Origin of the sequence: Nocardioides panzhihuensis, assembly GCF_013408335.1 — a bacterium.
Lineage (GTDB): Bacteria > Actinomycetota > Actinomycetes > Propionibacteriales > Nocardioidaceae > Nocardioides > Nocardioides panzhihuensis.
This window is the reverse complement of the sequence record NZ_JACBZR010000001.1, coordinates 4,299,704-4,312,764: the sequence shown is the minus strand read 5'-3', so window position 1 is coordinate 4,312,764 and position 13,061 is coordinate 4,299,704. Positions and strand designations below refer to the sequence as shown.

Annotated in this window: 15 protein-coding genes; 5 read left to right on the top strand and 10 right to left on the bottom strand. The window is 69.7% G+C overall.

Annotation, left to right across the window (positions count from 1 at the left end):
• The first annotated feature begins 3 nt into the window (after positions 1-3).
• The 3 genes from BJ988_RS20480 (at position 4) to BJ988_RS20470 (ending at position 3,593) form a co-directional block, all read left to right on the top strand.
• The gene (locus BJ988_RS20480; RefSeq protein WP_179659761.1) at positions 4-771 is read left to right on the top strand and encodes an SRPBCC domain-containing protein; all 768 of its coding nucleotides are present in this window, start codon (positions 4-6) and stop codon (positions 769-771) included.
• A 124-nt stretch (positions 772-895) separates the two neighbouring features.
• Positions 896-2,392 (top strand): NAD(P)-binding domain-containing protein, encoded by a 1,497-nt coding sequence (locus BJ988_RS31425; protein ID WP_179659760.1) that lies wholly within the window; start codon positions 896-898, stop codon positions 2,390-2,392.
• A 232-nt stretch (positions 2,393-2,624) separates the two neighbouring features.
• Positions 2,625-3,593, top strand: a complete 969-nt coding sequence (locus BJ988_RS20470; protein ID WP_179659759.1) for an AraC family transcriptional regulator — start codon at positions 2,625-2,627, stop codon at positions 3,591-3,593.
• 13 nt (positions 3,594-3,606) lie between these two features.
• Here BJ988_RS20470 and BJ988_RS20465 read toward each other — a convergent pair whose 3' ends face one another.
• From BJ988_RS20465 to BJ988_RS20435, 7 genes are all read right to left on the bottom strand, one after another.
• On the bottom strand, positions 3,607-4,341 hold the full coding sequence (locus tag BJ988_RS20465; RefSeq protein WP_179659758.1) for a tetratricopeptide repeat protein: 735 nt from the start codon (positions 4,339-4,341) through the stop codon (positions 3,607-3,609).
• Complete coding sequence (locus BJ988_RS20460; RefSeq protein WP_179659757.1) at positions 4,338-5,240, bottom strand: vWA domain-containing protein; 903 nt, start codon at positions 5,238-5,240, stop codon at positions 4,338-4,340. Before BJ988_RS20460 ends, BJ988_RS20465 begins: the two co-directional genes overlap by 4 nt.
• Positions 5,237-6,310, bottom strand: a complete 1,074-nt coding sequence (locus tag BJ988_RS20455; protein ID WP_179659756.1) for a VWA domain-containing protein — start codon at positions 6,308-6,310, stop codon at positions 5,237-5,239. The genes BJ988_RS20460 and BJ988_RS20455 overlap by 4 nt, the downstream gene beginning before the upstream one ends.
• Positions 6,301-6,804, bottom strand: coding sequence for a hypothetical protein (locus tag BJ988_RS20450; protein WP_179659755.1), 504 nt, complete (start codon positions 6,802-6,804; stop codon positions 6,301-6,303). The genes BJ988_RS20455 and BJ988_RS20450 overlap by 10 nt, the downstream gene beginning before the upstream one ends.
• Positions 6,791-7,678 carry a DUF58 domain-containing protein gene (locus BJ988_RS20445; protein WP_179659754.1) on the bottom strand — a complete coding sequence of 296 codons (888 nt, stop codon included), beginning with the start codon at positions 7,676-7,678 and terminating at the stop codon, positions 6,791-6,793. Before BJ988_RS20445 ends, BJ988_RS20450 begins: the two co-directional genes overlap by 14 nt.
• A gap of 11 nt (positions 7,679-7,689) precedes the next feature.
• Positions 7,690-8,703 (bottom strand): AAA family ATPase, encoded by a 1,014-nt coding sequence (locus tag BJ988_RS20440; RefSeq protein ID WP_179659753.1) that lies wholly within the window; start codon positions 8,701-8,703, stop codon positions 7,690-7,692.
• 92 nt (positions 8,704-8,795) lie between these two features.
• Entirely contained in the window at positions 8,796-9,407 is a 612-nt protein-coding gene (locus BJ988_RS20435) for an alpha-ketoglutarate-dependent dioxygenase AlkB (RefSeq protein ID WP_179659752.1), read from the bottom strand.
• Between the two features lie 147 nt (positions 9,408-9,554).
• Between BJ988_RS20435 and BJ988_RS20430 the strand changes: the two genes are divergently transcribed.
• Positions 9,555-10,268 (top strand): GntR family transcriptional regulator, encoded by a 714-nt coding sequence (locus BJ988_RS20430; RefSeq protein ID WP_218861002.1) that lies wholly within the window; start codon positions 9,555-9,557, stop codon positions 10,266-10,268.
• Between the two features lie 16 nt (positions 10,269-10,284).
• On the opposite strand, the gene BJ988_RS20425 is transcribed toward BJ988_RS20430, so the two are convergent.
• On the bottom strand, positions 10,285-10,635 hold the full coding sequence (locus BJ988_RS20425; protein WP_179659750.1) for a hypothetical protein: 351 nt from the start codon (positions 10,633-10,635) through the stop codon (positions 10,285-10,287).
• A 72-nt stretch (positions 10,636-10,707) separates the two neighbouring features.
• Here BJ988_RS20425 and BJ988_RS20420 point away from each other — a divergent pair, with 72 nt between their 5' ends.
• The gene (locus tag BJ988_RS20420; protein ID WP_343051705.1) at positions 10,708-10,974 is read left to right on the top strand and encodes a DUF4031 domain-containing protein; all 267 of its coding nucleotides are present in this window, start codon (positions 10,708-10,710) and stop codon (positions 10,972-10,974) included.
• 124 nt (positions 10,975-11,098) lie between these two features.
• Here the strand turns inward: BJ988_RS20420 and BJ988_RS20415 are convergent, their stop codons facing one another.
• A complete protein-coding gene (locus tag BJ988_RS20415) occupies positions 11,099-12,388 on the bottom strand; it encodes an MFS transporter (protein ID WP_179659748.1) in 1,290 nt (429 codons plus the stop codon).
• Between the two features lie 58 nt (positions 12,389-12,446).
• A complete protein-coding gene (locus tag BJ988_RS20410) occupies positions 12,447-13,046 on the bottom strand; it encodes an HD domain-containing protein (RefSeq protein WP_218861001.1) in 600 nt (199 codons plus the stop codon).
• Positions 13,047-13,061 lie beyond the last annotated feature (15 nt).

The window sequence follows — 13,061 nt, the reverse complement described above, 5'->3', positions numbered from 1 at the left end:
GGCGTGGACCTGACGCACCAGTTCACGGTTCCGACCTCGGTCGAGGAGACCTGGGACAGCTTCTTGGACATCGGCTCCATGGCCGAGTGCTTCCCGGGAGCCCAGGTCACCTCGGCCGAGGGGGACACCTTCACCGGCACGGTGAAGGTGAAGCTCGGCCCGATCGCCATGGTCTACGCCGGCTCCGGCACCTTCGTCGAGAAGGACGAGGTCGCCCGGCGTCTGGTCGTCGAGGCGAAGGGGCGGGACAAGCGCGGCAACGGCACCGCCGGTGCCAACGCGACCCTGACGATGGCGTCGGAGGGCACCGGCACGAAGGTCGAGATCGTCACCGACCTCGCCGTCACCGGCAAGCCGGCCCAGTTCGGGCGTGGGGTCATGCAGGACGTCTCCGACAAGCTCCTCGGCCAGTTCGTCGCGTGCTTGGAGTCCAAGTCGGCTCCGGCCGCCGCCCCGGCAGTCGATCCCGACGGTGACTCCGCTGGTCGAGCCGCGAGCGCCAGCGAGCGTGTCGAGACCAACACAATCCCATCGAGCGCCGGAGGGGACCGTGCTGGTCTCACTGAGCCTGGTTCGGCGGGACCTCCGCCCAGCAGCTCCGGCGGCTCGACCAGCGCGGGGCCGAGGCACGCTGCTCCTCAGCAGCCCGAGGCGCTGGACCTGGGAGCGACGGTCATGCCGGTGCTGGTCAAGAACTACGGCAAGAAGATCGCCGTCGGAGCTGTCGTGGTGGCCGCGGCGGTCATCGCGTACAAGCTGCTGAGGGGTTGAGGCCGGCCCGGCGACGAACCCGTCGCGCAAATTGGATACCAACCGCGCGACGTGGATAGCGGGCGTCCGGCGACCTCTCTAGCGTTTCCACTACGCAGACCCCACTGCGAGAGGAAGCCCAAAAGTGAAGATCGCGGTCATCGGCGCCGGGTTCGCAGGCGTCGCCTCGGCGAAGGTGCTCACTGAGCTCGGTCATGACATCACCGTCTACGAGAAGGCACCGGACATCGGCGGCGTCTGGAGCCGGACCCGTCGTTACCCAGGCCTGACGACGCAGAACAACAAGGACTCCTACACGCTCTCGGATCTGAGGATGCCGAAGGTGTTCCCCGAGTGGCTCAGCGGCGAGCAGGTCCAGTGCTACCTCGAGATGTATGTCGAGAAGTTCGAGCTCGCCTCGATGATCAGGCTCGACACCGAGGTGCGTAAGGCCCAGCCGGCTGGAGGGGGCGGCTGGGCCATTACCTCCGCACCCAGCTCCGCGGTGGGGACCGACGGCGAGACGACCGAGCACTACGACCATCTGATCGTGGCCAGCGGCGTCTTCTCGGAGACGTTCACCCCTGCGTACGACGGGATCGACGAGCTGGAGGCTGCCGGTGGCCGGATCCTCGCGGCGAGCGAGCTGCACGATCTGGAGACCGTCAGGGGCAAGGACGTCGTGGTCGTCGGCTACGGGAAGTCGGCCTGTGACGTCGCCGTCGAGATCGCCAAGGAGGCGGCATCGACCACCGTGGTGGCGCGCCAGCTGCTGTGGAAGATGCCCCGCAAGATCAAGGGCGTCCTCAGCTACAAGATGCTGCTGCTGACCCGGCTGGGGGAGGGGCTGTTCCCCTACCAGAGCGTGCGCGGGCCGGAGAAGGTGCTGCACGCGGGCGGCTCGAAGATGGCGGGCTCGATGGTCGGCAGCGTCGAGTCGGTCACCAGCGGCCAGCTCAAGCTGAAGAAGCTCGGGCTGCTGCCGAAGGGCCCGTTCACCGACATCGCCCGATCGACCGTCTCGCTGGCCACCGAGGGCTTCTTCGAGGGCGTCGAGGCCGGTGACATCACCATCGAGCGCGACACCGAGATCGCCACGTTCGTGAGCAAGGACGGCAAGGCGTACGCCGAGCTGGCCAACGGCCGGGCCCTGCCCGCCGACGTCGTGGTGACCGCGACCGGCTTCAAGCAGGAGCTTCCGTTCTTCCCCGCGGAGATCCAGGACCAGCTCACCGACGACAACGGCGACTACCAGCTCTACCGGCAGATCCTCCCGCTGACCGTGAAGGACCTGACCTTCGCCGGCTACAACTCCTCGTTCTTCTCGCCGCTCTCGGCCGAGATGAGCGCCGTCTGGATCGCCTCCTACCTGGCCGGCGGCCACGAGCTCCCGCCGACGGAGGAGATGGAGGCGCACGTGACGTCGCGGGTCGCGTGGCTGCGGGAGCGCACCGACGGCCACCACGCCCGTGGCACCAACATCATCCCGTTCTCGATGCACAACATCGACGAGGTGCTCAGCGACGTCGGTCTCGATGTCAGCAAGCGGACCAAGGCGGCGCAGTGGCTGCTGCCGATCAACCCGAAGGCGTACGCCTCCATCACTCCCAGGCTCGTGGAGAAGCTGGCAGCGAGGAGCTAGTACGGGGGCGGGATGCCGGTGTTCAAGGGTGGGACCGGCATCTCGTTCGTGGCCGTTTGCGGGATAGTCCGGTAGCGAACTGCCTATTACTCGTCGGTATATGGGCAGTTCGCTACCGGACTACCCCGACGGAGGCCGGGACCTTAGACGGTGATTGCGCTGTGGCCGCGCTGCCACGGCGCCGGCTCCGCTACGCTCTTCGGTCAATCGAGCCACGCGCCAGGAGCCCCCATTGCCCCGTCCCCTGCTGGGCCGCCACACCGTCGTCGCCACCACCGACGTGGACCAGGCCAGAGAAGCCGTAGCCGAACGATTCTGTGCCCACTATCTGGCGCTGACCAAGGCCGGGTCCCACCTCGACATGGTGCACAACGCCGCGCCGCTGGGCGAGGACGTGATGCTGAACTACATGCGCTACGGCGACGAGGTGCGCATCACCCCCGGCACCTTCGAGGACTTCTACCTGATCCAGCTCCCGCTCGCCGGCACCGCCAAGGTCAAGGTCGGTGAGCAGGTCGTCCTCGCCGACCGCACCCGCGCCTCGATCGGCTCCCCGACCGAGCCCGTCGACATGCTCTGGTCCGACGGCTGCGAGAAGCTGCAGGTCTACATCCGGCGCAGCGCCGTCGAGGAGGCGGCCGCGGGCATCGGCGGGTCCGGACCGGTGGTCTTCGACCCCACGCTCGACCTGGGCCGGCCCGAGGTGCGCGACTGGATGAAGATGGTGCGGCTCGCCTACGACAACGTCGAGGCCGGCGGCGCGCTGATGAGCTCGCCGCTGGTCGCCGCCCCCTACGAGCAGGCGCTCATCGGCGGGCTGCTCACCGTGCAGCCCAACACGTCCCTGGAGGTTGCCTCCGCGACCGCCTCACCCAGCGTCTCCCGAGCCGTACGCATGGCGGTGGACCTTCTCGAGGCCCACCCGGAGCGCCCCTGGAAGGTGGCCGACCTCGCCCAGAGGGTCGGCGTCTCCACCCGCACGCTGCAGGAGGCGTTCCAGCGCGACCTCGGCACCACCCCGCTGGAGTACTGGCGGCGTACGCGGCTGGATCGTGCCCACTCCGACCTGCTCGCGGCGGACGCGCGAGCGATCTCTGTCACCGAGATCGCCGCCCAGTGGGGCTTCTTCCACCTCGGCCGGTTCTCGCAGGCGTACCGGGCGCAGTTCCAGGAGCTCCCGTCGCAGACGCTCATGCGCTAGCGGCGGTCGAGCCTCACCACTGGGGCTCGTCGCTGAACCCGCCGTAGTCGTCGAGGTCGGCGTCGTCGCGCCGGTACTCCTCACCGGCGCCGTTGCGCTGGTCGAGCTTGTCCTCCTTCTCGTCCTGCTTCTGCGGCTGCTCGGGCTGCTCGTCCTGATCGTTGGGCCTGATCGGGACCTTCGGGACCAGCTTCTCCTTCAGGCGCTCCTCCACGGAATCGCCCTGCTGGGACTGCTCGGGACCCTGACCTGCGTCGGTGGGGCAGTCGCCCTCCCGCAGCGTGGTCAGCGCCGCCTCGTACGCGGCCTTCGCCCCGGGCTGGTCGCCGGTGTCCCGGGCACGGTCGCCGATCGCCTCCTGGGTCAGCGACATGTTGATACGGACGGTGCACTCGTGCTCCTCGGGCACCCGCTCCAGGGCGTCGCGGTAGTAGGCGACCGCGCGGGCGTTCTCGCCGAGCAGGAAGGCCGCGTTGCCGGCGTCGAAGTGGGCGATCCACGGCTGCAGGAAGTTGAGGTCACGGTTGGCCGAGTAGTGCTCCATCGCGGTCGCGGCGTCCCGCGCGTCCCAGGCGTCGCGACCACCTCGGTCGTGGTGGCCCATCATCATCACCTTCGCCAGGAAGGCGAGCCCGAGCACCACGGGCAGGATCCCGGCCAGCAGCAGCGCGCGCCGCACCTGCTCGCGAGGGGTCCGCATCGGTCCTTGCGGCTCGGTCGAGTCGACAGGTGTCTCAGTAAGGGTCACGAAAGCACCTCCTCGGCCTCGTGTCCGCGACGACGGTGGCCCCACAGCTCCCACAGCAACAGTGCCAGCAGGGGGAAGCCGAAGATCCAGGCCCGCGAGACCTCGCCGCCGGCGGAGGTCTTCTCGGTGAGCATCTCGGAGTCCCAGGTGGAGGCCTCGGTGGCGACCTCTGCGGTCTCCTTCGTCGTCCGGTGAAGCGTCTGAAGACCCATCTGACCTGCGATCTCGCGCAGGTTCGCCAGGTCGATCCGGGAGCGGGCGTCCTGGCCCTCGCCGTCCTTGAGATAGCCGTCCTGGGGACGCTCGTCGTCCCAGGGCATCCGGCCGCCCTCCTCGGTGCCGTAGCCGAGCACCACGCCGCCGGCCGAGAGGTCGTCGACCTCGCTGAACGACTGCTGGTCCACGCCCGTGCGGGTGTTCTCGCCGTCGGAGGCGAACACCACGATCCGGCGCCGCTCGGGGAAGCGCTCCTGGTCGCGCTCCAGCGTCTCGACGAGCTCTTCGAGCGGAGCATCCACCATCGACCCGGACCCGTCGAAGGCACGCTCGGCGTAGAGCCCGTCGACCCAGGCCTCGAATGCGGTCGTGTCGTAGGTGAACGGCATCTCGGTGCGCACGACCTCGCCCCCGAAGGTGATCGCTCCGAAGCGCACCGAGGGCAGCGCCGCCGAGAGCGCCTTGAGGTCCTTCTTGAGCTGCGTCACCCGGGCCTCGCCACCGGGGCCGTCCTCGGCGACCATCGACCGCGTCCGGTCGACCACGACGATGACGTCGAGATCGGCCGTACGCATCTCCGCCGGGGCCGCGCCCCAGCTCGGTCGCACCAGGACGACGACGGTGAGCAGGACGATCAGCACGCGGCGTACGAGCGTGAGTATCTGCCATTTCCGGATACTCATCGACCCACCTCGCTCGGTGGCCGAGTCTGCTGAGGCGGCGGGCCCGCCGGCGGCGTGGGCCGGGATCCCGGGGACAGCCGGCCGGAGCGGACGAGGGCATAGACCCATCCAGCAGCCAGCATGAGAACGCCGAACACGATCAGAACGATCGGCCAGCCTGGAGCGTCGCGGACCTGATACTTCGGCGGCTCGACGACCTCGTCCGCCGAGAGCCGGTCGATGCCTGCCAGGATCGAGTCGATGGAGCCGTCGTCACCGAGCAGCGAGAAGGTGCCGCCGGTGTCGGTCATGGCCTTGTCGAAGGTGGCCCGCTTGTCCTCCTGGAAGCTGAGGTCGGCGGAGCCGATGCCGTAGAGCTGGACGTCGCGTTCCTTGGCGAACTCGGTGGCCTCGGGCAGCGTGTAGACCGGTGGGCCACCCTGCGGGTCGTTGTCGGAGGCGATGATGACCGCCCGGCCGCGCTCGGAGTTGGTCAGGTCGAAGCGCTTGACGCAGGAGACGATCCCGTCGCTGATCAGGCTCGCCCGCTCTTTGCCGAGGTAGGTGCCGGCGACGTACTCCTGGTCGCCGAGGGCGAAGGCGCGGCCGGCTCGGGCCAGCTCGTCCTGCACCCAGCCGTAGTCGTCGGTGAGCGGGAAGACCGTGACCGCGGCGTCGCTCCACAGGACCAGGCTGACCCGTTCGCCGTTGAGGCCGGAGACGAGCTCGGAGTAGGCCTGGGTGACCTGGGTGTCCTCGTCGAACATCGAGGTCGAGGCGTCCAGACAGAGCACGATGTCGCGGGTCGAGTAGCGGTTCTGGGTGATGTCGGTGGCCTGCGGACGGGCGATCAGCCAGATGCACCCGATGACCGCGAGCACGATCCCGGCGGTCTGCCACCAGGAGAGCCAGCGCTGCTGGGTCGCGAGCTCGCGGAACCGGGGGAGACGCCTGAGTCGCGCGGTGTGGGCGACGAGCACCGCGTCGGTCGGGCGGCGGTGCACCCGGGCGGCGAGGACGACGACCGCCGCGACCGCGACGACCGTGACGGCCAGCACGATCACGCCGACGACGGGCCACTTCAGGTCCATGTCGTCACCACCTGGCGGGCCCGGTCCAGCGCCTCGGGGAGACGTTCGGCCGCCTTGCCCTCCTCCTCGGAGGCGAATGCGGGCGGGTACATCACCTCGACCGCCATCGCCAGGGGACGGGTGCGGGGGTCGCTGCGTACGGTCGCCTTCAGGTCGGCGAGGACCATCTTGTCCGCCGGGATCTGGCTGACCTCGGCGACGTAGTCGCGCACCGTGCGGCTCAGGTGCTGGTGGCCGACCCGAGCGGGTACGTCGCCGCGGTGCACGGCCCGCTCGATCCGGTCGATCTCGGCCAGGTGCTCGGCGCGCAGGTCACGAGGCTCGGGGACCCAGGGCGTCTCGACCTCGACCACCGGCGGGCGCTCGCGGGTCAGCAGGATGACCGCGAGGTAGTAGAGGGCCACCGCGGCGAGCAGCGCGAGCGTGAGCACCAGCCACCAGCCCGAGTGGGCGATGGGCTGCTGGAACTCCTCCGGGAGGCTACCGGCGCGCATGCCGGTGCCTCTCCAGGAGGTGGAAGACCGCGCCGATGGCGGTGGCGTCGTCCTGCACCCGCTGGTAGGCGATGCCCAGGCGGTCCAGGATGCTGCGCAGGCCGTGCTCCTCGGCGGCGGCCAGCTCGGCGTACTGCGCCTGGAGGACCGCGTCACCGCTGAGCCATCCCGGCAGGGCGGAGGTGGTGTCGATGTCGACCGTCGGCGCACCGCCCGCCACGGCGGTGGTGGGGTCGAGGTCGTCGATACCGGCGATCAGGACCTCGTGCTGGACGGTGAGGCGACGAAGGATCGCGGCCATCTCGTCGCTGACCGAGTGCTCGTCGGTGACCACGAGCAGGATCGCCCGGCGGCGTACGTTGGTGGCGATGTGGCGCAGGACCGCGACGATGTCCGCCTCGGCGGCATCAGGGGTGATCGCATCGTGGGCCTGCCCCAGCGCGCGCTCGAGCGCGACCTCGGTGTCGGCGGGCTTGGTGAGCTTCTGGGTCGCCGAGTCGCCGTAGGCGACCGCGACCTTGTCGCCGTGACGAACGCCCAGCCAGCCGACCAGGCCGGCGGTGAAGACGGCGATGTCGCGCTTGGTCGTGGTGCCGGTCGCCTGGGCCGCCATGCTCCGGCCCGTGGAGATCGCCAGCAGCACCAGATGCTGGCGTTCTGCGGTGAACCGCTTGACCAGCAGGCTCCGCGAACGGGCCGTCGCCTTCCAGTCGATGTCCTTCACGTCGTCCCCGGGGACGTACTCCCGCAGGTCGTGGAAGTCCATGCTGCGCCCGGTCTGGATGCTGGCGTACTCCCCGTCCAGCAGGCCCACCACCTTCCGGTGGGCGTGGATCATCAGCCGCGTGCGGATCCGGGGAAGGTAGGTCGCCATGGCTGTGCCACTCAGGGGCTAGGGACAGCGCGGACCAGCGCGTCGACCAGCATCTCGGGCTGGACCTTCTCGGCCAGCGCCTCGAAGCTGAGATGGAGCCGGTGGCGCAGGATGCTGTGGCGCAGCTCGCGCACGTCCTCGGGCGTGACGTAGGAGCGGCCGAGCAGCAGCGCCGCCGCGCGCGACGCCTGCAGGAACGCGATCGAGGCACGCGGGGACGCCCCGATCTCGACGTAGGAACCGGTCTCCGGCCCGAGAAGCTGGGAGGCGTTGCGGGTGGACTGGACGAGGGCGACGATGTAGCGCTTGATCGCGGGGTCGACGTAGACCCGCTTGGCGAGCTCTTGGAGCCAGATCACGTCGTCGGGGTCGGCGACCGGGCGGGTCACCTCGTGGTCGGGTCCGAGAGTGCCGGCCTCGATGCGCTCCAGGACGACGAGCTCCTCGCCGTCGCTGGGATAGTTGACGATCTCCTTGAGCAGGAACCGGTCCATCTGCGCGTGGGGGAGGACGTAGGTGCCCTCCTCCTCGATCGGGTTCTGTGTGGCGAGCACCATGAACGGGCGCGGCAGCGGGTGGATGTGGCCCGCGATGCTGGTCTGGCGCTCCTGCATCGCCTCGAGCATGGCGCTCTGGGTCTTGGCGGAGGAGCGGTTGATCTCGTCGAGCAGCACGAAGTTGGCGTGCACCGGGCCGAGCTGGGTCTCGAACTCGTGGTTGCGCTGGTCGTAGACCTGGGTGCCGATGATGTCGCTCGGCAGCAGGTCGGGAGTGCACTGGATCCTGGAGAACTTCGCCTCGACCGTCTGCGACAGCGTCGCCGCGGCCAGCGTCTTGGCGAGCCCGGGGACGCTCTCGAGCAGGACGTGACCCTCGGAGAGGAGCGCGATCAGGAGCGCTGTCCTGAGCCGCTCCTGGCCGACCACACGGCTGCTGAAGGCGGTGCTGATCCGCCCGACGATCTCCTTCGCCCTGGCGATCTCCTCCGCGGACGGCGGGGCGAGGGGCGGTGCGGTGGTGGTCAAGGCGGCTCCAGAGGCGTCGGCTGTCAGTCCCATCCTTTCCTACCAGCGTACGGAACGCATCTGGGGCCCCGCCTCAGAAGGCGCGCGACCTCTCAGAAGACGTTGCGGGGGCGGAACTGGACCGAGATCCGGGGGCCTGCGGAGGAGACCTTGGGGATGGAGTGCTCCCAGGTGCGCTGGCAGGAGCCGCCCATGACGACGAGGTCGCCGTGGCCCATCTGGATGCTCATGCCCTTGCCGCCGCCGGTGGGCCGCAGCGCCAGCCGGCGTGGGTCGCCGACGGAGACGATCGCGACCATCGTGTCGTTGGCGCGGCCCCGGCCGATCCTGTCGCCGTGCCAGGCGACCGAGTCGTGGCCGTCGCGGTAGTAGCAGCAGCCCGCGGTCACGAACGGCTCGCCGAGCTCGGGCAGGTAGTGGGCGGTGAGGCGACCACGCGCCTCGGCCAGGCGTGGGTGGGGAAGAGGGTCTCCCTGCAGGTAGGTGTGCAGGAGCCGAGGCACGTCGACGACGCGGTCGTACATCTGGCGGCGCTCCTCGCGCCACGGGACGCCGTTGACCAGAGCTGCGAAGACGTCGTCGGGATCGGGCAGCCAGCCTCGGGCGATGTCCACCCAGGCTCCGCGGTCGAGCTGGATCCGCTCGTAGCTCGTCTCGGCGGTCTCGTCGTCTGTCGGGGCGAAGAGGGTTCCCTGGAAGTCCACCTTCGCAGCATACCTCGTGATCGAACATGTGTTCTAGTGAACATCGGACATCGATACTTCGTTGCAGATGAGGCGCCTCATCTCGATGCAGTGTCACAACTTGACGAAATTCGGGACGTACGCGAGGTGTACACCTACGCTCGGCTCATGGTCCGGCCGGTCGAGGGTGAGCGTTCCCTCAAGCACGTCCAGATCCGGGAGTACGTACGGGAGCTGGTCGTCGGCGAGAGCCCGGGCGCTTCGGCTCCCTCAGAGCGTGAGCTGGTCCAGAAGTTCAGCGTTGCTCGGGCCACCGTGCGACAGGCGCTCGACGCGCTCGTCGCCGACGGTCTGCTGGTCCGGATCCCGGGCCGGGGCACCTTCGTGGCGCGTCCTCCGCGGGCAGCGAGTCCGGTGCTCGGCTTCACCGAGGAGATGGCTCGCCGGGGGATGCAGGCATCCTCCGAGACGCTGCTGCTCGGCCGGGAGAAGGCAGGGCCCAGCATCGCCCGCGCGCTGGCCATCGAGGAAGGCGCGGCCGTCATCCACTGGCGTCGCCTCCGTCGCGGCGACGGGGTGCCGATCTGCGTCGAGGACGTCTATCTCGACGAGATGATCGTGCCCGGTCTGCTCGAACGCGCCGCGCCGTCCAGCCTCTACGCCGAGCTGGCCAGCCGCCGGCTGCGGCCGTCGTGGGTCGACGACACGTTCCGCGCCGATGTGGCCAACATCGAGGAGGCCACGCTGCTCGGCCTCTCCGTCGGCGTGCCCGTGCTTCGCAGGCAGCGGAAATCAGTCGCGGGGGACCGCTACGTCGAGGTGTGCCGCTCGGTCTACCGAGCAGACCGCTACGCGCTGCACCTGCAGCTCGGGCCGTCCTGACGCCGAGAAGTCGGGCTCAGAGATCGCCGAGCGGTGCGACGACGTCGCCGCTTTCTTCGCAGACCCAGATCGGGTCGGGCCCACCCAGGTCGGGTGTGATGTGCAGCGAGTGTGTCGGCGACTCGGGCGGACAGCTGGTGCACACCGGCCACCGCTCGGAGACCTCGCCGTCGAAGAGCAGGTCCTGCACGTCCTGGGCGACCAGGCCGGCAACGTACGCCTTGCCCTCCGGCCACTGCTCCACCCACCAGCCGCGCTCGGTCATCGCGTCCTCGAGGGCGGAGACGGCGGCCGCGCCGGCGAGCCCCCGGGCATCGAGGTCGTGGAGCACCCTCGCCCGAGCCTCGAACAGCACTGTCGTGTTCATCACGGACCATTCTTGCCGACCGGTCAAGGAGCCGCCATGCGCGATCGCGGACGATCGCGGACAATCCTCCTTGTGATCCTCATCGACCCGCCGAACGTCCCCAGTCGTGGCCGGATGTGGTCGCACCTCGCCAGCGACACCTCCTACGAGGAGCTGCACACCTTCGCGAGCCGGCTGGGCATCCCCGCCCGTGGGTTCGACCGGGACCACTACGACGTCCCGGCCGAGGCCTACGACGATCTCGTCGCCGCAGGCGCCGTCGAGGTCACCTCTCGGGACCTGGTCTCCGCGCTCCTCGCCGCCGGCCTGCGCCGCCGCAAGCCACGCAGACCGCGCTAGCCAAGGCGTCACTACGGTCGGCCGAGACGTCACTGCGGTCGGCCGAGGCGGCGTGGCTGTGACTACTCGGCCGGCGCGGGTGACTTCTCGCCCGGCGGGAGTGACGCCTCCGCGCTTCGCGCGGTTACTCCCTCGCTCGGCGCGAGCGGACGAGCAAGCTCGCCGCTCGACCTCGCTCGGTCGTCTCGGCCGGGCTGGACATCCGGCGGGTGGTGAGCCAGATGGCCGCCGCGATCAGCAGACCGAGACCGCCGCCGAGGACGAAGCCGCCCGGCCAGCCGATCAGGTCGATGGCGAACCCGGCGGCGGGGGCACCGACGGCGCTGCCGAGGGTGATGGCCGAGCCGTGCCAGCCCATGACCTCGCCGCGTACGGACGAGGGGACGTGGCGGGTGATCGCCTCGAGCGCCGCGGTCAGGGTCGGTGCGCAGAAGAAGCCGCTGAGCAGGAGCAGGGCGGTGAAGGAGATCGGGTCCCAGGCGAACGCGGTGAGCACCGTCGTCGCGCCCAGCAGGACGAGCATCACCGATGTCGGCGGGTGACTGTTGAGGGCGCCATAGATGAGCGCGCCGAGCAGCGAGCCGAGTGCCCAGATCGCCATCACCAGACCGAGCAGGGGAGTCCGGTCGAAGTCGCGCATCGCGGCCACGGTGCCGAGGTCCTCGGCGATGAGGATGAGCGAGGCGGTGAAGGTGCCGGCGAGGAGCAGCGCGACGCCAGGGCTCAGCCACGACGGTGGCCTGAAGCGGCGAGCCGGTCTGCCGGTGTCGCTCGGGACCGCGTCGCTCGGGACCGCGTCGCTCGGGACCGCGTCGCTCGGGACGGTCGGGTCGCCCTCGGTGATCCTCGGGTTGAGCAGCCACAGCAGCACAGCGGCCACGATGCCGAGCCACTGGATCATCAGCAACGCCCATGACGTGCCGAAGTAGCTCGCACCGAGGACGCCGAGGACCGGACCGGCCATGAAGGCGAGCTCGGTCATGATCGCGTCGGCGCTGAGCGCCGCGGTGCGCTGCCCGGGGCCGACCGAGCGGAGCATCACCTGGCGCACGATCGAGAAGGACGGCACGGTGAAGAGGCCGGCGACAGCAACCAGCGCGAGCAGCGGGAAGTAGCCGACCCAGGGGGCGATCGACCAGGCGATCGGCAGAACGGCCAGCGGCAGCAGGAGCGTACGCCGCAGGCCGAGGCGGTCGAGGAGGCGACCGAGCCAGGGTGCGGAGATCGCCATCGCGATCGCGAGGGCCGTCGAGACCAGGCCGGCCTGGGCGTAGGAGCGGTCCAGGGGACCGACCACGTGGAGGGTCACGATCACAGCGGACGCCGGCATCGGGATCCGGAGGAACAGACCCAGCACGAGGATGCGGCGAACATCGGGAATCCGCCACAGATCGGCGTAGGTCTTGAAGCTCACCGACGAATTCTGTCACCGAGATGGCATCCGCCACCAATTGTTATTGATCAGGCGACAGTTATGTGGTGAGCGTCTCCGTCTCGGCCTCGAGGTTGGCCCGGGCGGCGGTCTCCCAGCTGATCCGGGCGAAGGGCGTGGAGAAGAGCGACTCCTTCTCGAGGAGCCGCTCCAGGACCTGGGCGCGGCCGGCGCGGAACTCCTCGTCGGAGAGGTGCTGGTACTCCTCGCGAACCGTCGAGACGTACTCCGCATACCGATCCGCCGGGGCCGCCAGGATCGCCAGGTCGGCATCGGAGAGCACCCGGCCGCCGTGGTCGTCGGGCGCGGGGTCGTGGGTCTCGGTCAGTCGCACCAGGCGGGCGACCTCGGCGACCGCGTCCGCACCCAGGTAGGCGCCCAGAGCGTCCTCGGCCCAGGTGGCCGAGCGCTCCTCGGCGTCCCGCTCCCCGTCGTAGACGGAGTCGTGGAAGAACGCCGCCAGGGTGACGGTCAACGGGTCGAAGCGCTCACCCTCGTCCCGCAGCTCCTCGATCCGGTCCAGCACCTCGGCGAGGTGCCGACGGTCGTGATAGCGGCGGGTCGGCTCGTCGTACGCTGCCAGAATCTCACCGAGAAGTTCGGTCGCTTCGGGCAGCGGCCAATGTTGAGGGAGCTCCATGGGCCAGAACGCTAG